Annotated in this window: 18 protein-coding genes; 6 read left to right on the top strand and 12 right to left on the bottom strand. The window is 60.5% G+C overall.

Translation table 11 applies throughout. The annotated features are described in order from the left end of the window. Window positions 1–284 precede the first annotated feature (284 nt). The gene (gene pepN, locus E8Q41_RS03470) at window positions 285–2,933 is read right to left on the bottom strand and encodes an aminopeptidase N (RefSeq protein ID WP_137154111.1); all 2,649 of its coding nucleotides are present in this window, start codon (window positions 2,931–2,933) and stop codon (window positions 285–287) included. Between the two features lie 290 nt (window positions 2,934–3,223). Between pepN and E8Q41_RS03465 the strand changes: the two genes are divergently transcribed. Beyond that, complete coding sequence (locus tag E8Q41_RS03465; protein WP_137154110.1) at window positions 3,224–4,141, top strand: DMT family transporter; 918 nt, start codon at window positions 3,224–3,226, stop codon at window positions 4,139–4,141. Here E8Q41_RS03465 and E8Q41_RS03460 read toward each other — a convergent pair. The 3 genes from E8Q41_RS03460 to E8Q41_RS03450 form a co-directional block, all read right to left on the bottom strand. Further along, window positions 4,119–5,279: an MFS transporter gene (locus E8Q41_RS03460; RefSeq protein WP_137154109.1), complete on the bottom strand. Its 1,161-nt coding sequence runs from the start codon at window positions 5,277–5,279 to the stop codon at window positions 4,119–4,121. The genes E8Q41_RS03465 and E8Q41_RS03460 overlap by 23 nt on opposite strands. A gap of 46 nt (window positions 5,280–5,325) precedes the next feature. Beyond that, a complete protein-coding gene (locus E8Q41_RS03455) occupies window positions 5,326–6,105 on the bottom strand; it encodes a hypothetical protein (RefSeq protein ID WP_137154108.1) in 780 nt (259 codons plus the stop codon). A 153-nt stretch (window positions 6,106–6,258) separates the two neighbouring features. Further along, complete coding sequence (locus E8Q41_RS03450) at window positions 6,259–6,879, bottom strand: hypothetical protein (RefSeq protein ID WP_137154107.1); 621 nt, start codon at window positions 6,877–6,879, stop codon at window positions 6,259–6,261. A 243-nt stretch (window positions 6,880–7,122) separates the two neighbouring features. Here E8Q41_RS03450 and E8Q41_RS03445 point away from each other — a divergent pair, with 243 nt between their 5' ends. After that, the gene (locus E8Q41_RS03445) at window positions 7,123–7,419 is read left to right on the top strand and encodes a DUF1963 domain-containing protein (protein WP_137154106.1); all 297 of its coding nucleotides are present in this window, start codon (window positions 7,123–7,125) and stop codon (window positions 7,417–7,419) included. Window positions 7,420–7,552: 133 nt separating this feature from the next. Here E8Q41_RS03445 and imm45 read toward each other — a convergent pair whose 3' ends face one another. Further along, window positions 7,553–7,891 carry an Imm45 family immunity protein gene (imm45, locus tag E8Q41_RS03440; RefSeq protein WP_170976346.1) on the bottom strand — a complete coding sequence of 113 codons (339 nt, stop codon included), beginning with the start codon at window positions 7,889–7,891 and terminating at the stop codon, window positions 7,553–7,555. Between the two features lie 81 nt (window positions 7,892–7,972). Beyond that, entirely contained in the window at window positions 7,973–9,265 is a 1,293-nt protein-coding gene (locus tag E8Q41_RS03435; RefSeq protein ID WP_137154104.1) for an Hsp70 family protein, read from the bottom strand. 271 nt (window positions 9,266–9,536) lie between these two features. Between E8Q41_RS03435 and E8Q41_RS03430 the strand changes: the two genes are divergently transcribed. Beyond that, window positions 9,537–11,195, top strand: coding sequence for an electron transfer flavoprotein-ubiquinone oxidoreductase (locus E8Q41_RS03430; protein WP_137154103.1), 1,659 nt, complete (start codon window positions 9,537–9,539; stop codon window positions 11,193–11,195). 40 nt (window positions 11,196–11,235) lie between these two features. On the opposite strand, the gene E8Q41_RS03425 is transcribed toward E8Q41_RS03430, so the two are convergent. Both E8Q41_RS03425 and E8Q41_RS03420 read right to left on the bottom strand, forming a co-directional pair. Further along, window positions 11,236–11,604 carry a type II toxin-antitoxin system VapC family toxin gene (locus E8Q41_RS03425; RefSeq protein WP_137154102.1) on the bottom strand — a complete coding sequence of 123 codons (369 nt, stop codon included), beginning with the start codon at window positions 11,602–11,604 and terminating at the stop codon, window positions 11,236–11,238. Beyond that, window positions 11,601–11,819, bottom strand: coding sequence for a type II toxin-antitoxin system VapB family antitoxin (locus E8Q41_RS03420; protein ID WP_137154101.1), 219 nt, complete (start codon window positions 11,817–11,819; stop codon window positions 11,601–11,603). The genes E8Q41_RS03425 and E8Q41_RS03420 overlap by 4 nt, the downstream gene beginning before the upstream one ends. 131 nt (window positions 11,820–11,950) lie before the next feature. Between E8Q41_RS03420 and E8Q41_RS03415 the strand changes: the two genes are divergently transcribed. After that, window positions 11,951–12,568 (top strand): L,D-transpeptidase, encoded by a 618-nt coding sequence (locus E8Q41_RS03415; RefSeq protein ID WP_137154100.1) that lies wholly within the window; start codon window positions 11,951–11,953, stop codon window positions 12,566–12,568. Here the strand turns inward: E8Q41_RS03415 and E8Q41_RS03410 are convergent. Beyond that, entirely contained in the window at window positions 12,559–13,470 is a 912-nt protein-coding gene (locus E8Q41_RS03410; RefSeq protein WP_137154099.1) for a DMT family transporter, read from the bottom strand. The two genes, E8Q41_RS03415 and E8Q41_RS03410, sit on opposite strands and share 10 nt — an antisense overlap. Window positions 13,471–13,601: 131 nt before the next feature. On the opposite strand from E8Q41_RS03410, the gene E8Q41_RS03405 reads away from it, so the two are divergent. Continuing rightward, on the top strand, window positions 13,602–14,072 hold the full coding sequence (locus E8Q41_RS03405; protein WP_137154098.1) for an Lrp/AsnC family transcriptional regulator: 471 nt from the start codon (window positions 13,602–13,604) through the stop codon (window positions 14,070–14,072). Window positions 14,073–14,081: 9 nt separating this feature from the next. On the opposite strand, the gene E8Q41_RS03400 is transcribed toward E8Q41_RS03405, so the two are convergent. Continuing rightward, the gene (locus E8Q41_RS03400) at window positions 14,082–15,272 is read right to left on the bottom strand and encodes an MFS transporter (RefSeq protein WP_246660065.1); all 1,191 of its coding nucleotides are present in this window, start codon (window positions 15,270–15,272) and stop codon (window positions 14,082–14,084) included. Window positions 15,273–15,547: 275 nt separating this feature from the next. Here E8Q41_RS03400 and E8Q41_RS03395 point away from each other — a divergent pair, with 275 nt between their 5' ends. Then, window positions 15,548–16,477, top strand: coding sequence for a diacylglycerol kinase family protein (locus E8Q41_RS03395; RefSeq protein ID WP_137154096.1), 930 nt, complete (start codon window positions 15,548–15,550; stop codon window positions 16,475–16,477). Here the strand turns inward: E8Q41_RS03395 and E8Q41_RS03390 are convergent. Further along, a complete protein-coding gene (locus E8Q41_RS03390) occupies window positions 16,452–17,198 on the bottom strand; it encodes a class I SAM-dependent methyltransferase (protein WP_137154095.1) in 747 nt (248 codons plus the stop codon). The genes E8Q41_RS03395 and E8Q41_RS03390 overlap by 26 nt on opposite strands. Then, the gene (locus E8Q41_RS03385) at window positions 17,195–18,697 is read right to left on the bottom strand and encodes an AMP nucleosidase (RefSeq protein WP_137154094.1); all 1,503 of its coding nucleotides are present in this window, start codon (window positions 18,695–18,697) and stop codon (window positions 17,195–17,197) included. The genes E8Q41_RS03390 and E8Q41_RS03385 overlap by 4 nt, the downstream gene beginning before the upstream one ends. Window positions 18,698–18,800: the final 103 nt, after the last annotated feature.

The following is an 18,800-nucleotide window of genomic DNA, read 5'->3' as shown; positions in this document are numbered from 1 at the left end:
CTTCCCCGTCGCGTATCCGCCATATTTTTCGCCTTGATTCCGTTGATGATTCGACCGCCGCTCGCCCGAATCTGCCGTAATGAATCATCCCCGAATCGGCTTGTCCAGAGCGCGGGATTAAACTTTTATTAACCCCTTTATTCGACTCGGCTTTTTTTCGGAAGGGAAGCGCGGAGGCGAGGAAAATCAGCCGGATAGCGCGATTTCGCCTGTCGGCGCCATCGGGCGCGGAACGCGGCGACCGAGCAAAGAGAAGCGGCGGGGAAGACCCCCGCCGCGTGTTGTCAGCCCTTCAGCATGCGATCGACGAGATCGCGCACGTCGGTGGAAAGGGGACCGGAGCGGTCGATCTCCATCAACGCCGCCTTTGCGTGGCTGGCGCGCACCGTTTCCAGCGAACGCCAGGAGCGCATGGATGTGAGGATGCGGGCGGCGACCTGCGGGTTGCGCTTGTCGATCGCCACGATCTGCTCGGCGAGGAAGGCGTAGCCCGCCCCGTCCTTGCGGTTGAAGCCGGTGGGGTTCTGCATGGCGAAAGAGCCGATGAGCGACCGCAGGCGGTTGGGATTGTTCGGTGCGAAATGGCGGCTGCCGGTGAGCGCCTTGACGCGGTCGAGCGTCGACGCGCCGGGAATGGCCGCCTGGATCGAAAACCATTTGTCCATGACCAGCGGATTGTCGCCGAACCGGGTCTCGAAGGCGGCGAGCGCGTCTGCCGTCTCGGCGCTGTCGGGGAAGCGATGCGCCAGCGTCGTCAGCGCAGACGCCTGCTCGGTCATGTTGTCCGCTTCGGCGAAGGCCTTTGCGGCGCGCGCCGGTGTTCCCTCGGCGTAAGCGAGCCAAGCGAGGGCGGCATTGCGAAGCGCCCGCTTGCCGGCGCTCACCGCGTCGGGGCTGAAGGCGCCCTCAGGGGCCAGCGCGGCATAGATGTCGGCGAGCGGCCCGGCTGCTGCCTTGGCGATGGTGGTGATCACCGCCTCACGCGCGGTATGGATGGCGTCGGTGTCGATATTGGCGCCGATTTCGCGGGCGATGTCGGATTCCGACGGTAAAGCGAGGGCCTGAGCGCGGAAGGCAGGCTCCAGCGTCTCATTGACTAAGGTTGCGCCGAGAATGTCGATCAGTTCGGGACCTGCGGACGGCGTCTCGCCGGCCTGCACGGCGCGCACCGCCTTCAGGAGATCCTGCAGCGCCAGCGTGTTGATCGCCTGCCAGCGCGAGAAGAGATCGGCGTCATGGCGGGCGATGTGGACGATGTCGGCGGCGGACTGGTCGAGATGCAGGTTGATCGGGGCCGAGAAGCTGCGATTGACCGACAGGACCGGACGCGACGCGACGCCTTCGAAGGTGAAGGTCTGGGCGCGATCGGTGAGATGCAGCACGCCGCCGGAATATTCGCCGCCGGAGACGGCGCTGGGCTTTGCTTCCGAACCGTCTTCCAGGATCAGCCCGAGCGCCAACGGAATATGCATCGGCTGCTTGCTGGGCTGGCCCGGCGTCGGCGGGATCATCTGCTCGAGCGACAGGTTGAGCGTCTTCGCCGCCGCGTCATAGGCGGCGGAGGCCGACACCAGCGGCGTGCCGGACTGGCGGTACCAGAGCGAGAACTGACCGAGATTTCGGCCGCTCGCATCCTCGAAACACGTGACGAAATCCTCGATCGTCACCGCCTGGCCGTCATGACGCTCGAAATAGAGATCCATGCCCTTGCGAAAATCCGCAGCGCCCAAGAGCGTCGCGATCATGCGGGTGACTTCTGAGCCCTTCTCATAGACCGTGGTCGTGTAGAAGTTGTTGATCTCGCGATAGATTTCCGGACGCACCGGATGGGCGAGGGGGCCTGCGTCCTCGGCGAACTGCTCGGCCTTGAGATGACGGACCTCGGCGATGCGCTTGACGGCGCGCGAACGCTGGTCTGCCGAGAATTCGTGGTCGCGATAGACGGTCAGGCCTTCCTTGAGGCAGAGCTGGAACCAGTCGCGGCAGGTGATACGGTTGCCAGTCCAGTTGTGGAAATATTCATGCGCGACGATCGCCTCGATATTGGCGTAGTCCTGGTCGGTCGCGGTTTCCGGGTCGGCGAGAATGTATTTGTCGTTGAAGACGTTGAGGCCCTTGTTCTCCATGGCGCCCATGTTGAAATCCGACACGGCGACGATCATGAAGATGTCGAGATCGTATTCGCGGCCAAAGGCTTCCTCGTCCCATTTCATCGAGCGCTTGAGCGCGTCCATGGCGTAGGCCGCGCGCGGCTCCTTGCCATGCTCGACATAGATCTTCAGCGCCACCTCATTGCCAGACATGGTGGTGAATGTGTTTTCGACCACGCCGAGATTGCCGGCGACCAGCGCGAAGAGATAGCTGGGCTTGGGATGCGGATCGAACCATGCGGCGAAACGGCGGCCATCGCCATAGGGGCCGGCGCCGAGGAAATTGCCGTTGGACAGCATCACCGGATTGGCGTCGCCATCGGCGATGATGGTGATCGTGTAGACGCCGAGAACGTCGGGGCGATCCATGAAATAGGTGATTCGGCGGAAGCCTTCCGCCTCGCATTGGGTGCAATAGGTGCCGTTGGTGCGGTAGAGCCCCATCAGCTTGGTGTTGGCTTCCGGGTTGATGATCGTCTCGACGGTGACTTCGAAAGTCACGCCGGTGGGCAGATCGCGAATGACCAACTGCTTATCGGAGACGTCGTATTGCGAGGCCGGGATCTCGTTGCCGTCGATGGCGACCATCTTCAGCGACAATTCATCGCCGTCGAGAATGAGCGGGGCGTCTTCGGCCACGCCTTCGCGCCGATGCATCAGCGAACGCTGGATCACCAGCGTCGCCGTGGGATCGAGTTCGAAGGTGAGATCGACGCGCTCGAGCACGAAATCTGTGGGGCGGTAGTCTGTCAGATGAATAATCTGGCCGGAGGAGGCGTCCATCGTGTCTTCCCGGTTTGCAAGCGCGAATAATCATGGTGATCGTTGGCGAAAGCGCTCATCCCCGCTTGCAATTCATGCGATGCGCGCAAATCCGGCGGCAGTATTTCAGTGAAATGCTGATCTAACGTTAACATGTATCAAAAGAAAACAGCTTTGTCTTGCGGCGGATTGTCGATGGCTTCATAGATCGTCGAATGGTTGCGACGCGGAGCTTTTTTGCCCGGCGCCGCCTTGTGTTGGTCTCCGAATAGGCGCAAGTGGGAAAGGTAAGCCTTCCCGAGCCGAATCCCATGGACAAGACCGTCACCAATCCGCTGCGCGGCATCACGATGAAGCTGCTGTCGATCCTGCTGTTTCTGTGCATGCAGATCCTGATCAAGGAAGGCGGCAAGGGGCTCGCGACGGGGGAGATCACCTTCTTCCGATCCCTGTTCGCCATGCCGGCGATTCTCGCCTGGCTGGCGCTGCGCGGCGAATTCCGCTCCGCCTTCCGCACCGACAACCCCTTCGGCCATTTCAAGCGCGGCTTTATCGGCGTCATATCCATGTCGTTCGGTTTTTACGCGCTGGTGCATCTGCCGCTGCCGGAAGCGATCGTCATCGGCTACGCGCTGCCGCTGTTCACGGTCATTGCGGGAGCGCTGTTGCTGGGAGAAGAGGTGCGCGCCTATCGATGGAGCGCGGTGGCCGTGGGCTTTGTCGGCGTGATGATCATTCTCTGGCCGAAACTCGATCTCTTTACGTCGGGCCGAATGGGCGCGGGAGAATTCGCAGGCTCGATCGCGGCGCTGTTGAGCGCAGGCATGGCGGCGCTCGCCATGGTGCAGGTCAGGCAATTGGTGCGGACGGAGAACACCCCGACGATCGTTCTCTATTTCTCCCTGTCGGCGACGCTGCTGTCGCTGCTGACCATCCCGTTCGGCTGGCCGGCGATGACATGGGAGCAGGCGCTGATGCTGATGGGGGCGGGCTTTTTCGGCGGCGTCGCGCAGATCCTGCTGACCGAAAGCTATCGCTATGCCGATGTCTCGACGATCGCGCCGTTCGAATACACCTCGATCATAGGCGGGGCGGCGGTTGGTTATCTGCTGTTCGGCGAGACGCTCAGCGCCTCACTGTTTTTCGGCGCAGCCGTGATCATCGGCTCCGGCGTGTTCATCATCTGGCGGGAAAGCCGCCGCGGCGTCAAGCGTCCGTCGGCGGGATGACGGCGGGGCGCTGGCGCAAGCGAAGCCCGGCATAGGCGCCGTAGAGGGCAAAGCAGAGCGCGAGCAGCATCGGCAGGCCCGGCGCCCCGGCGAATGCGATGGCCTGGCCGGCGGCCAGCGGGCCGACGACGACGCCCAATCCATAGAGCACGGTGATGCCGCTCGAAATCCGCACATATTCGCCGGGTTCGGCGAGATCATTGGCATGCGCCACATTCAGCGAATAGATCGGGAAGATCACCATGCCGGCCAGGAAGCCGGAGAGATAGACCATATAGGGCGAGGCCGTGGACGCGGCCATGGCGAGCGCGGCGACAATGCCGAAAGCGCCGCAGGCGACCATCACCAGCCGGCGGTCCATGCGGTCGGAAATGCGGCCGAGCGGAAACTGCGCCACCACGGAGCCCAAAATGACGGCGGCGATGAGATTGGCGCCGCCGGTTTCGCTGAGACCGGTCATCTTGGCGTAAACGGCGGAGAAATTCACCCAGGCCGCCGAAATGACGCCGGCGATGAAGGTGCCGACAAAGGCGACCGGCGAGCGCGTCCACAGCCCCTTGAGATCGAAGCCTGCCTCGCTCGGGATCGCCGGCGAGGTGCCCGACGACAGCGCGATCGGGAAGATCGCCACGGAAAACAGGATGGCGGCGACGATGAACAGCACCGTGGTCATGGGATCGGCAAGCGCCGCGATATAGGGGCCCGCGATCGAGCCGCCCATGGCCACCACCATATAGACCGAAAACATCAGGCCGCGATTTTCATTGGTCGCCTTCTCGTTGATCCAGCTTTCCATGATCATGTAGCCGCCGGCGATGGCGAAGCCGAACAGGCCGCGAAACAGCATCCACCACAAAGGCGTCTGTTCGAGCGAGCAGAGCAGGATCGAAATCGACATCAGCGCGATATAGGCGGAGAACACCCTGATATGGCCGGTGCGGCGGATGAAGCGCGGCGTGACGAAGGACGACAGCGTGTAGCCGAGCGAATAAACTGCGCCGATCAGCGAAATGTCATAGGCCGTCCAGCCTTCGCCGAGCGCGCGCAACTGCACGATATAGCCGCCCAGACCGAAACCGGTCATGACGATGAAGATCGTTAGAAGCAGGCTGGAAATCGATTTGAGGCTGTTGGTCACGTCAAGGCTCCGTCGCGCGCGCCGACTGTAGCGCGCCGGCGGCTGCTTAGGCTATTCCGTCCGCGCCGTCCATCGGCGAAGCCGACGCGTTGCGTTTGGCCTCAAGGATCTGTTCCGCACGGAGATAGGCCCGGGAGATGACCACGGAAAGATAAGTGACGAGGAGGGCGTTGAGCCAGAACACCACTACAACAAGGATCCACATGGTAATGGACCAAGGCCCACCGATCAATCGTGTTGCCGGAACGTGTTTGTCAATCTGCGAACCCAACACCGCCGCGCCGAGCGCCGCTCCAATGAAAACAAGATTGCTGAGGGCAGTACGCGTGAATATGGCCCAGAACGTAAAGCGAGTCCGGTCCAATGCATCGCCGAAACCGCTGCGCTCGCCCTTGATCGACGCGGGAAGCCAGGTGGCGGCTGCGCTGAACAATAACAATGTCAGGATGCCGGAGACGACGACGACAAACACCACAAACAAATCTCTGTTCGCGTGAGTTACATTGAAAATCGTGAACGCGAGGCCCAATGTAATGATCATCGGAGTTCCGAGAAGCACAAGGGTCTTCAAGAAAAAGCCAGAATAGAAGCCCTTGAAAGGTGTTTTGGCTGAGCGATTCAGAGGCGGCAGAACGCCATTTTCTGAAAACACGATCGCCCAGACGGCCAATTCAGCGAGGATGATCCAAAGAAATGTGGTCCCGTAATTGATGGACTGGTCGAGCAGTCCGAGATCGCGGGCATAGCTCACACCGGCCGCGAGGGCCAAGAAAGTCCAGTAAACCACACTGTATTTTCGAATAACCGAAAACGCTTCTTTCAACATTTTTCGCCCCGCAAGTTTTTATATTCCGGCGCGGCTATAGCTCGCTCTACAACCTGCAGCAAGTGGCGCGCCAGAGCGCCGCCCAATCCTTGAGAGTTCCACCCATTTTGCCTGTGCAGCTCTGATATTCAACCAAAGGCGACCTGCGGTTCCCTATACCAGTCCGTGTTCCAGGCAGTTCGGCAAGATTTGCCGACGGATGAGATCCACGTCATCCTGAAACATGTCATCGGAAGGAAATGGTAGATCATTCTTGAAAAAATCGATCAATTCCTGATCACTCACCCCCGGAAAGGGCGACGGATGCAATATTGCATCCCGTGAATATATACAAAATTCAAGCCGTGCATCGAAATATAAAACCAGCTTTGCGCTAGGTTGGACTGCAATGACATGCTGAGAATAATTAGAGAATTGCAGGAACCTGATCATCATTCCTAGCTTAAAGCTAGCGCATTTGACGGAAAATGTAATCTGCCGATAAGGCTCGAAAAAATATATTGGCCCTTCCACTTCCCCGAATTTTTTCTCGATCAAATCGTGGATGAGGATCGCTTGACCGTCATTTTGTTCTCCTCCGGAAACAAAATCCCAAAGAAAGTGATTTTTCATGTCGGATGGAGGGGAATAGAAATAGTCCCCATAAAGCGGATCATATGGTTTTGTATTCGCCACGGCGCCGGGAACCGCCAATAAAAGCTCGGTCTCGGAAATCATCTCACAACAAGGGGCAACAAACGTTGAATCCCTGAATATCGCCGCGCTCGGGTTCATATTAACAATACACCTCATTTTTGTGGCGATTTTGTCCTGAGATTCAGAGTTTGAAAAGTCATTCCTCCTCGAAATCGCGCACCGGATTACATCACACCTCGACAAAAATGTTCAGAGCTTCACTGGCATAATCGCACTATTGTGGATGCCGTAAGAGTTCTTTTTAGGGCTGAACCCAAAGGCGCTTTTGTGCGACCATCTCCCAGACTTGTCGATGTCGATACCCAAGGAAGAAGAATAGGAATGCGAGAGATTCCGCCATTTAAGTTATCGCTGCGCCCCCTAAATGATGAGGCGGCAAAACTAGAAAAATTTCGATGGGCCGGAGACGGTATCGGAGACCGAAATAGGCTGGGCGGCAAGCCAGATTTCCTGCAGGGTGAGGAATATCCTGCGTGCAAGGAATGTGGCAGAAAAATGAAATTCTATGCCCAGCTGGATTCATTGAGCGATGAATTTATAATTGCTGATTGCGGGATGATCTATGTCTTTATGTGTTTTGAATGCGTAGAGACACAATCCATCATTCAATCCTACTAAAAGCCAAGGCCTGCAACCCGCTGCACTTATTTGCGAGCGGCAAGCGCCCCGCTCACAACGCCGCCCAGTCCGCCGCGTCCTCGCGTTCGCCGATCAGGGCGAGGCCATGGGCGGCTGCTTTAGAATTCTATATTTATATTGGACGCTGGGCAGCATCTGGCTGCTCCAATACGTAAACGTGCTGGATGTCTACGCCTTCATACACCCATTCGTTGAAATTCTCTATCAGCCAAGCGGTCGATACGGCTTCATGTCGGGGTGTTTCAGCTTCCTTGGGAAGATTTGTTAGTATGCGTCCGGCTTTGCGACCAGATAATATGATGAAACCATACCCTCCGCCGTACTCGGAAAATTTGCACAGCATGACTTCAAGCCAATCCTCATGGATAATCCCATCTCCCGGGAATAGAAGTCGTTCTCCGTGGTAAAATGTGTTTCCATTTTCCGAAGTGGCGTATTCTGATAGTTTCATCATAGCCTCCTTGCTCGGCAACCTACGGAACTCCTTATCTTTTGGTTAGCTTTGTCGCTGCCGACGAACATGAACTCCCGCTCAAAGCGCCGCCCAGTCCACCGCGTCCTCACGCTCGCCGATCAGGGCGAGGCCATGGGCGATGGAGAGGAGTTCGCCGCCGCTTTCGATGCGCTCGGCGCCGAAGCGGTTTTCGAACAGGCGGCGCACCGCCGGCACGAAGGAGGTGCCGCCGGTCAGGAACACCTTGTCGATCGCCCCGGGCACCATGCCGGTCTTGGTCAGCACGTCGTCGAGCGCGGTTTCCATCGCCTTGAGGTCGTCGGCGATCCAGCCTTCAAAATCCGCGCGCTTGACCATGCGGCGGCTCTTCTCGCCGAGCGGCGCAAAGAAGAATTCGGTCTCTTCCTCCTCCGACAGGCGCATCTTGGTCCGCGACACAGCCTGATAGAGCGGATAGCCCTCATCCTGGTCGATGAGATCGATGAAGGCTTCGAGCTTTTCCGGCTCAAGCGAGGCGCGAACCAGCCCCTTCAAATCTTGGAAATCCTTGAGCGTCTTGAAGATCGACAGCTGGTTCCAGCGGCCGAAATTGGCGTAATAATTGGTCGGAACATCGAGGATCTTGTCGAAGCTCTTGAATTTCGAGCCTTTGCCGATCACCGGCGAGACGAGATTGTCGATGATGCGGTAATCGAACTGGTCACCGGCCACGCCGACGCCGGAATGGCCGAGCGGCGTGGCCGTCAGCCGGCCCGACGAGGTTTCGAAGCGGATGACGGAATAATCGGTGGTGCCGCCGCCGAAATCGGCCACCAGCACGGTGGCGTCGCGCTTCAGCTTTTCGGCGAAGAAGAAGGCGGCGGCGACGGGCTCGTAGACGAAATGGACTTCCGGAAAGCCGAGACGGCCAAGCGCTTCGTTGTAGCGCGTGACGGCCAGCCCTTCATCGGGATTGGCGCCGGCATATTTCACGGGACGTCCGACCACGATGCGGTTGATGCCGCTGTCGAGCGCCACGCCGGCGTAGTCGCGCAGCCGGTTGAGGAAGGTCTCCATCAGGTCTTCGAAGCTGAAGCGCTTGGCATAGACCATCGTGCCCTGAAACAGCGGCGAGGCGGCAAATGTCTTGATCGACTGCAGGAAACGCACGTCGCCGGGATTGTCGACAAAGACGCGGATCGCCGCCGCGCCGGCTTCGACCTCGAGCTTTGAGGCGCCGAGACGACCATCCTTCATGAAGGACAGACAGGTGCGCATGCTGTCAGTGCGGCCGGCGAGGCTGTCGAAGGAGAGCGAGCGCGAGCCGTCGCCTTCCTTGACCGCGAGCACGGTGTTGGTGGTGCCGAAATCCAGGCCGAGCGCGGTCGCCATCTGAAAACTCCATCGAAAATGGGAAATGCTGCGCCGCAGCGGAAGGCGCGCCTCATGCCACAGGGGCAGGGGGATGGCAATGGGAATTTGACCCACTCAGGCGCCCACGTTCTCGACACGCGGACAAATTTTTGCCCTATAATTTACGTTTACGTCAAAGTAAGGTATGAGCAAATGAGATAGGCTTATGTCGTTTGCTGGCTCGACAAGGTTTTGCGGATTTGACACAAGTCATCGACCAAATTTTGCGCGCCCGGCCGGAGTTTTTGAGATGAGCGACATGGAATTGCCCGAACGCGAGAGCATGGAATTCGACGTGGTGATCGTGGGCGCGGGTCCCGCGGGCCTTGCCGCCGCTATCAGGTTGAAGCAGGTCAATCCCGAGCTGTCGGTGGTGGTGCTGGAAAAGGGCGCGGAAGTCGGCGCGCATATCCTGTCGGGCGCGGTGGTCGATCCCATCGGCGTCGATCGGCTTCTGCCGGGATGGCGCGACGAGGCGGATCATCCGTTCAAGACGCCTGTGACCGACGACCATTTCCTGTTTTTAGGACCGGCCGGCTCCATCCGTCTGCCCAACATCTTCATGCCGCCTTTGATGAACAATCACGGCAATTACATCGTCTCGCTCGGCAATGTCTGTCGCTGGCTGGCGACCAAGGCGGAAGAACTCGGCGTCGAGATCTATCCGGGCTTTGCCGCCACAGAAGTTCTCTATGACGAGAAGGGCGCAGTGCGCGGCGTGGCCTCCGGCGATATGGGCATCGGCCGCGATGGCGAACCGACAGGCAATTTCGCCCGCGGCATGGAGCTTCTCGGCAAATATACGCTGATCGGCGAAGGCGTGCGCGGCTCGCTCGCCAAGCAACTGATCGCCAAGTTCGATCTCCAGAAGGATCGCGAGCCGCAAAAGTTCGGCATCGGCATCAAGGAGCTCTGGCAGGTCAAACCTGACAACCACAAGCCTGGCCTGGTGCAGCACTCCTTCGGCTGGCCTCTCGACATGAAGACCGGCGGCGGCTCCTTCCTTTATCACCTTGAAGACAATCAGGTGGCCGTCGGTTTCGTCGTGCATCTGAACTACAAAAACCCCTATCTCTTCCCGTTCGAGGAGATGCAGCGCTTCAAGACGCATCCCGCCATTCGCGGCACATTCGAAGGCGCCAAGCGCATCTCCTATGGCGCGCGCGCCATCACCGAGGGCGGGTACCAGTCCGTGCCGAAGCTGACCTTCCCAGGCGGCGCGCTGATCGGCTGTTCGGCCGGTTTCGTCAACGTGCCGCGCATCAAGGGCAGCCACAATGCCGTGCTCTCGGGCATGCTCGCGGCCGAAAAGATCGCTGCGGCGATCGCGGGCGGTCGCGCCAATGACGACGTTATCGAGATCGAAAACGAATGGCGCTTGGGCGACATCGGCAAGGATTTGAAGCGCGTCCGCAACGTCAAGCCGCTCTGGTCGAAATTTGGCACGGCGATCGGCGTGGCGATCGGCGGGCTCGACATGTGGATCAACCAGATCTTCGGAACCTCGCCCTTCACCCTCAAGCACGGCAAGACCGACGCCGCCTCGCTGGAGCCTGCCGCCAAGCACAAGAAGATCGACTATCCCAAACCCGACGGGGTGCTGACCTTTGACCGGCTCTCCTCGGTGTTCCTGTCCAACACCAATCACGAGGAAGACCAGCCGATCCATCTACGTCTGAAGGATCCGGCGGTGCAGAAGTCGTCCGAACTCGACGTCTTCGCGGGCCCGTCGTCGCGCTACTGTCCGGCCGGCGTCTATGAATGGGTCGAGAAGGACGGCGACAAGGTCTTCGTGATCAACGCGCAGAACTGCGTCCACTGCAAGACCTGCGACATCAAGGACCCCAACCAGAACATCACCTGGGTTCCGCCGCAGGGCGGCGAGGGGCCTGTTTATCCGAATATGTGATGGGAGGGCGGAGCCAACTCCGCTCTCTTACAAGCCGATCTCATTCGGGCCACTTGAACAAAACTTGAAGGGTACTCGCAGCTGATTGGAGCTTTCGGTCAAAGGTCCATATTCTCGCTCTGTGCAGCACTGACGCGATCAGAAGATGAGCGTCCACATATCCAATTCCGGTTCCGCGCAATCGGTGTTCGTAAATGGCGTGTAAGACAGTCGTAGGTTCGATGGTAGGAAGTCGAGGCAGATCTTCCAGCGCCCGGAACGTGTTGGTGGATGTCTTCAGGCCGCCAAGAGCCAATTCGCCCAACACGAAATCGTGCATGAAAACGCGGCCGTCAAGCAAAAGCGTCTCGACGCCGGTGTTCTGGGTGCGGAAATGCTCCACCCACACCGACGTATCGAGCAAGATCATTTGCCGGATCCAAGTGGGTCTACAACGTTCCAACGTGCACGCGGCGGAATTGTGAGGTCAGGTTCTGAGCCGCCCAATTCAGCCAGACGGCGCGCCGCCTCTCGATGCACGAACTGTTGAAGCGCTTTTTCCACCAACGCCGTGGCCTCATGAATGCCTGTGACCTCGCGCGCCCTTTCGATGAGTGCGTCATCCACGGGGACCGAAGTTGTCATGTCGTCTGTCTCCAGTTGCTCATAGGCTAGCACAGGCCTTCCCCGTCAGCAATCAAGGCGAGTTTAACCCGTCATTAACCATAATATTCCTAATGTTCCGGCCATCAACGGGGCATTAAGGAATCAATTCGATGGCGGTTTCTCGGCGGGCGTTCCTTCTCGGCGCATCGGCGCTTCTGGCGGGTTGCCAGACCAATCACTCCAAGGACAAGGCCAATTATGCGGCGCAGACCACCGAGCCTTATCCCCTGCCGGCCATGTCGCTCGAAAAGATCAAGCCGGAACTGCGCCGCACCGAAGTGGATTACCCCACCAGCCAGGCTGCCGGCACGGTGGTCGTCGATACGCCGGCCCGTCGCCTGTATTATGTGCTCGGCGGCGGCCGGGCGATCCGGTACGCGGTCAGCGTCGGCCGCGAAGGGTTGGAACTGCGCGGCAACGCCCATGTCGGGCGCAAGGCCGAATGGCCGACCTGGACGCCGACCGCCAATATGATCCGCCGCGAGCCGGCGAAATACGGCCCGCTCGCCGGCGGTATGCCCGGTGGTCCCAACAATCCGCTCGGCGCCCGCGCCATGTATCTCTATCGCGGCGGCAACGACATTCATTTCCGCATTCACGGCACCAATCAGCCGCAATCGATCGGCTACGCCATGTCGTCGGGCTGTATCCGTATGTTGAACCACGACGTGATCGATCTCTACAGCCGCGTCTCGGTCGGCGACAAGGTCGTGGTGCTTCAGGCCTGACGTTTCGATAACAGGCCGGTCGACAAGACCACGCCGAGGCCGGTGATCACGGCTGCGGCGATGGTCGCTGGGCCGATCTGCTCGCCGAGCAGCAGACCTCCTCCGATCGCGGCTGCCGCCGGCGTCGCCGCGGTATAGGCGGCGGCCAACGTGCCGCCCAGCGCCCGGATGGCGTAACCATAGAGCAATGTGGCGCAGAGACCCGAGAGAACGCCCTGCGTCAGCACTTGCAGGGCGACTTCGCCGAGCGGCGCGGAGAACAGGCTCAGTCCCAGAAACGGGATGAGTGTGAGCGTGATCAGCGTCGACCAGACGCAGACCAGCGCGCCGCCTTCGAGCGCCGTCAGGCCGGAGCGCCGGAAGGCATGGGTGAAAACAGCCCAGAGCGCGGCGCAGAACGGCAGGATCAGATAGCTTTTCCAGCCAAGCTCCACATCGCCTGCGCCGACCGCGAGCATCACCATCCCGCCGAGCGCAATGGCGCCCATTCCGAACCAACGCATCAGGTCAGGGCGTTCGCGATAGACCGCCACGCCGATCAGCGCCGTTGCAAGCGGCATCACGCCCGGCAACAGTACGCCTGCCGCCGAGGCGGGCGTCGCCCGCATGCCAATGGCCACGATCTGGAAGAAGGGCGCCCCCGATCCGAGGATCATCAGCACCAGAGGCCATTTGGGCGTCTTCCTGGGCCAGAGACCTGTCCTGAGCCAGACCGGCGCGAGGACGAGGGCCGGAATGCCGTAGCGCAACAGGCTGAGATCGACGGCCTTGAGCGACGAGACGGTTCCATGCCGCGTCGAGACCAGCCACGCCGCCCAGATCGCCACCACCGAAAGCGCCGCCAGGCGGCCCAGCAAGGGCGATGTTTCGCGTGACGTTGCTGTCTCCGTCGCCATGGCCATCTGTCTGCCCCCCTGAATCCACAATTCGGGAACATTAATCCAGCTGCGGCGCGCATGTCCTTGCGTCTTGTGGCTTGAAAGATGAGCAATAGGACGGAATATTGCGTCGAGTATCGATCAAATGGTGAAAAATGCCAAAGCTGGACGAATTCGATCTCGCGATCATCGATGCGCTGCAGGAGGATGCGCGCATGAGCAATGTCGATATAGCCGCGCGCGTCAATCTTTCGCCGTCGCCTTGTCTCAGGCGCATCCGCGCTCTGGAAAAAGCCGGCGTGATCCGCGGTTACAGGGCGGATGTCGACCGACGCAATATCGGGCTCGAACTGACGGTGTTCGTGTTCTTCAAGGTGATCCGCCACAGCCGCGAGAATGCCGGCAATCTGCAGGATGCGCTTCTGGCGCTGCCTGAAGTTGTCGCCTGCCACATGATCTCGGGCGAGGCGGATTTTCTGGCAGAGGTCGTAGTCGAAGACCTCGCAGCCTATGAGCGGCTGCTGACGGAAAAACTGCTGACGCTTCCTGAGGTCACCGATATCCGATCCAATTTCGCAATCCGCACCGTGAAGGCGAATGGACCGCTGAAATTGCCGGGGCGTTGAGACGGCGCGTCAGCGCGCCGCCCGCTTCTCCAGGAGCCAGGACGCGCCGAACACGAACAGGCCGAAGAAGGACAGGATTGCGCCGACATAGCCGGTGGCGGCATAGCCATAGCCATAGGCGATCACCAGGCCGCCGAGCCAAGCGCCCAGCGCATTGGCGATGTTGAAGGCCGAATGCATCGAGGCGGCGGCCAAAGTCTGCCCGTCGGCGGCGACATCCATCAGGCGCGTCTGCACGGCGGGGCCGGCGGCGAAGGTGCAGCCGATCAGAAACACCGATAGGCAGAGCAGATAGGGATTGGCGGCGGTCAGGCCGAAAACGGTCATCACGACGATGTTGAACACCAGCATGCCGCCGATCGTGCCCATCAGCGAGATGTCGGCGAGTTTCGAGCCGACGACATTGCCGACATTCATGCCGACGCCGAACAGTACCATGATCACCGGGATCATGGAGACCGGCATCAGCGCCACCTCAGTCGCGGTGCCGGCGATATAGCTGAAGATCGAGAACATGCCGCCGAAGCCGGTGGCGGCCAGCGTCAGGGTCAGAAGCACCTGCGGATGGGTGAAGGCGATCAGTTCACGCGCCACGCTCGCGCCCTTGGCCGGCTGGTCGCGCGGAAGATAAAGCCAGATGAGGGTGACGGTCAGCGCGCCGATGCCGCCCACGGCAAAGAACATCGTGCGCCAGGACAGATATTGACCGAACAGCGCCATCACCGGGGTTCCGACAAGCGTCGCCACTGTCAGCCCGAGCATCACGTAACCGACAGCGCGGGCGCGCATATATACTGGAACCAGCGAGGCGGCGACGAGCGCGGAGACGCCGAAATAGGCGCCATGCGGCAAGCCGGAGAGGAAGCGGAGCGCGGTGAAGCTCCAGAAATCCGGCGCGATCGCGCTGGCTAGGTTGCCGGCGGCGAAGACGCTCATCAGCACGAGCAGCAGGGAACGACGGGAGGATTTGGCTCCGAGAATGGCGATCAGCGGCGCGCCGATCACCACGCCCAGCGCATAGGCGCTGATCACGTAACCTGCTTCCGGCGTGGTCACGGCAAAGGTCTTTGCGACGTCCGGCAACAGGCCCATGATGGCGAATTCGCCGGTGCCGATGCCGAAGCCGCCGCAGGCCAGCGCCAGGATCACCAGGGCGACCTGGAAGCGCGTCAGCGCAGGCGCTTCGTCGGAAACAGGAATGGTGTCGGTGCAAACAGCGTCGCTCACGGTGAAGATCCGTCTGAAAGGGCTCTAAAAGCCCTGATGTCGAGAATGGCAGCGGCGCAGGCGATTCAGGCCGTCCAATGATCAGTTATAATACTATAATAGGGATTTTGCATTGCGGTAAAGGCGATTTTGCGGCGCAAAAGCAGATGACAATGATCAAAAGTCGTTTCTGCGCGTTACTGACCCGGCTGCGCCTAAAAATCGCGGAAAACGAGCCTATATCCTGCTGAGGACACGGGAGACGACGCTTGAAGATCAAGGCAATTCTCAACCGCGACGGCGGCACATTCCGGACGACGGACATGACGGCGTATCAGGCCAAGATGGCCGAAGTTTTCGCCGAACGCGGCCATGCGCTCGAGACGGTGGTCGTCGAAGGGTCCGACATTGGCGCAGCACTCGAAAAGGCGGCGGGGCGCGACGATCTCGATGCGATCATCGCCGGGGGCGGCGACGGCACGATTTCCTCGGCGGCCGGCATCGCCTGGAAGGCGGGCATGCCGCTCGGCGTCATTCCGGCCGGCACGATGAATCTCTTCGCCCGCACGCTCCGGCTGCCGCTCGACGTCTGGCAGGTGCTTCCCGCGCTTGCGGACGGCGTCATCGACGACGCCGATATCGGCAGCGTCAACGGTCGCGCCTTCGTGCATCAGTTCTCCGCCGGCATGCATGCGCGCATGGTGCGCTACCGAAACCAGATGAGCTACGGCTCGAGGGCCGGCAAGATTGCCGCCAATGTGCGCGCCGCAGTCGGCGCGGTGCTCAACCCGCCGCGCTTCGAGATCGAATTCGACGCGGACGGGCATCGGGAGCATCGCATGGTCTCGGCGATTTCGGTGTCCAACAACCCCTTCGGCGAAAACGGCCTGCTGGTGGCCGAGGATGTCAAAGCCGGACATCTGGGCTTCTATATCGCCGATCCGCTGGATTCGACGGCTGCGGTAGGGCTGGCCGTCGATGTGCTGCGCGGCAGGCTGAAAGCAAACCCCTCGATCACCGAGATGAAGGCGCAGTCGGTCGACCTGCATTTTCCCAAACTCTACCGGGCCGCCAATTTCGTGCTCGACGGCGAGTTGATGCGCTTGCCGCGCGATGTGCAGATCCGGCTGCATCCCGGCGAGTTGAAAGTCATCGCCCCGGCCGACGCTCATCTCAAGCCAATCGACCGAAGGGTATGATTTCCTTGGACCGCGGCTCGAAGGGAGCGCCGGTCCAGTCGCCGAACCAGATGTCGACGACGAGGCCGGCGCGGGCGATCAGGCCCGCGAGCCGCGCCTGGTCGATGAACCGGATCGACGAATGGGACGACAGCGTTTCGCCAGATGGCAGGCGATAGACGGTCTCATAGCATACGATCCCGGTTGCTTCGTCGAAGGTGATGTCGTTCCAGCTTTCTACATCGCCATAAACGGGATGAGCAACGATCCGTCGCGACGCCTGGGGCGTCCAGCTTTCCCATTCTCTCCGGACTGGATTTCGGGTGTCGAAAATGAACTGGCCCGACGGCGTCAGATGCGCGGCGATGGTGTCGAGAGCTGCGGCGACATCCGCATCGGTCAGCAGACATTGGAAGGCATGCCCGGTCATGGTGACCAGATCGAACCGCTCTCCGAGGCGGATATTGCGTATGTCGCCTTTAACCCAGCGCACATGGGCGCCCTTGTCGCGGCGCCGCGCCACATCGAGCATGGCGTCAGCCGGATCGACGCCGACCATCGGCCTGCCATCGGCGATGCCGACGAGAAACAGGCCTGTGCCGCAGCCGAAATCGAGCACGGAGCCGGCGGTGCGGGCGAGTTCCGCGCAATAGCGCGTATCCGGCCCCCAGCCGTTTTCGAGATCATAGAAGTCGACCAGCCGCGGATCGCTGTAGAGCCGGTCGTCTTCCTGCCCGGTCACTGGAAGGCCGTTTCGAAGAAGCTGCGCAATTTACGTGAATGCAGTTTTTCCGGCGACATGGCCGAGAGTTTTTCCAAAGCGAGCAGGCCGATCTTCAAATGCTGGCTGACCTGGCTCTTGTAGAAGGCGGTCGCCATGCCCGGCAGCTTCAATTCGCCATGCAGCGGCTTGTCGGACACGCAGAGCAGCGTTCCATAGGGCACGCGGAAGCGGAAGCCGTTGGCGGCGATGGTGGCCGATTCCATGTCGAGCGCGATCGCGCGGGCCTGCGACAGCCGCTTGACGGGGCCGGACTGGTCGCGAAGTTCCCAGTTGCGGTTGTCGATGGTGGCGACAGTGCCGGTGCGCATGATGCGCTTGAGCTCATAGCCGTCATAGCCGGTGACTTCCGCCACCGCATCCTGCAGCGCCTGCTGCACTTCTGCGAGTGCGGGGATCGGCACCCAGACCGGCAGATCGTCGTCCAGCACATGGTCTTCGCGCATATAGGCATGCGCCAGAACGTAATCGCCGAGACGCTGGGAGTTCCGCAATCCCGCGCAATGGCCGAGCATCAGCCAGGCATGTGGCCGGAGAACGGCGATATGGTCGGTGATGGTCTTGGCGTTGGAAGGACCGACGCCGATATTGACCATGGTGATGCCGGCATGGCCCTTGCGCTTGATGTGATAGGTCGGCATCTGCGGCAGGCGCTGGGCGGGCGATCCCTCGCTCGGCGCGTCCTCGCCGGGATAGGTGACCAGGTTGCCGGGCTCCACGAAAGCCGTGTAGCCGTTGCCGCCTTCCGACATCTGCCGGCGCGCCCAGGCGCAAAACTCATCGATATAGAACTGGTAATTGGTGAACAGCACGAAATTCTGGAAATGCTCGGCTTTCGTCGCCGTGTAATGGCTGAGACGCGCCAGCGAGTAATCGATGCGCTGGGCGGTGAAGGGCGCGAGCGGCTTGGGCGTGCCCGGCGGCGGCTCATATTCGCCATTGGCGATCTCGTCGTCGGTGGTCGAAAGATCGGGTGTGTCGAACAGGTCGCGCAGGGGCGCTTCGATGGTGCTGCCGACCGACGCTTCGATATGCGCGCCTTCGCCGAAGGCGAAATGCAGCGGAATGGGCGTGGTCGATTCCGCGACGATCACCGGCAGGCCGTGGTTCTTCAGAAGCTGGCCGATCTGCGTCTTCAGATAATGCTTGAACAGGAGAGGGCGGGTGATGGTGGTCGAATATTCGCCGGGTTCGCTCAGGAAACCATAGGGCAGGCGGGAATCGACATGGTCGTAGCGCACCGTTCCCAGTCGGATTTCAGGATAGAAGGCGCGGTAGCGGCCCTCGGCGGCGCCGCCTTGGATAATCTTCTCGAAGGCGGAGCGCAGGAAGGATGTGTTGCGCTCGTAAAGCGCCGCGATCGCGTCGACGGCCTCGTCCGCCGTTGTGAAAGACGCGGGCTCGAACGGCTCCGGGGAAATGACGTTCAGGGTGAGGGAAGAGAGGATTCGCTTGGCCATGCGCTATAATAGAAGGCGCTTTATGACAGTTGAACAGTCCCGAAGAGCGCATTCCCGCGAAATTTTCGCGCTGCGACGCGGTATGAGCCGCTATCGGCGGAAG

The sequence above is a fragment of the Rhizobium sp. FKL33 genome (assembly GCF_005222915.1).
Classification (GTDB): Bacteria; Pseudomonadota; Alphaproteobacteria; order Rhizobiales; family Rhizobiaceae; genus Rhizobium_E.
This window is presented reverse-complemented; position numbering and strand designations above follow the sequence as displayed.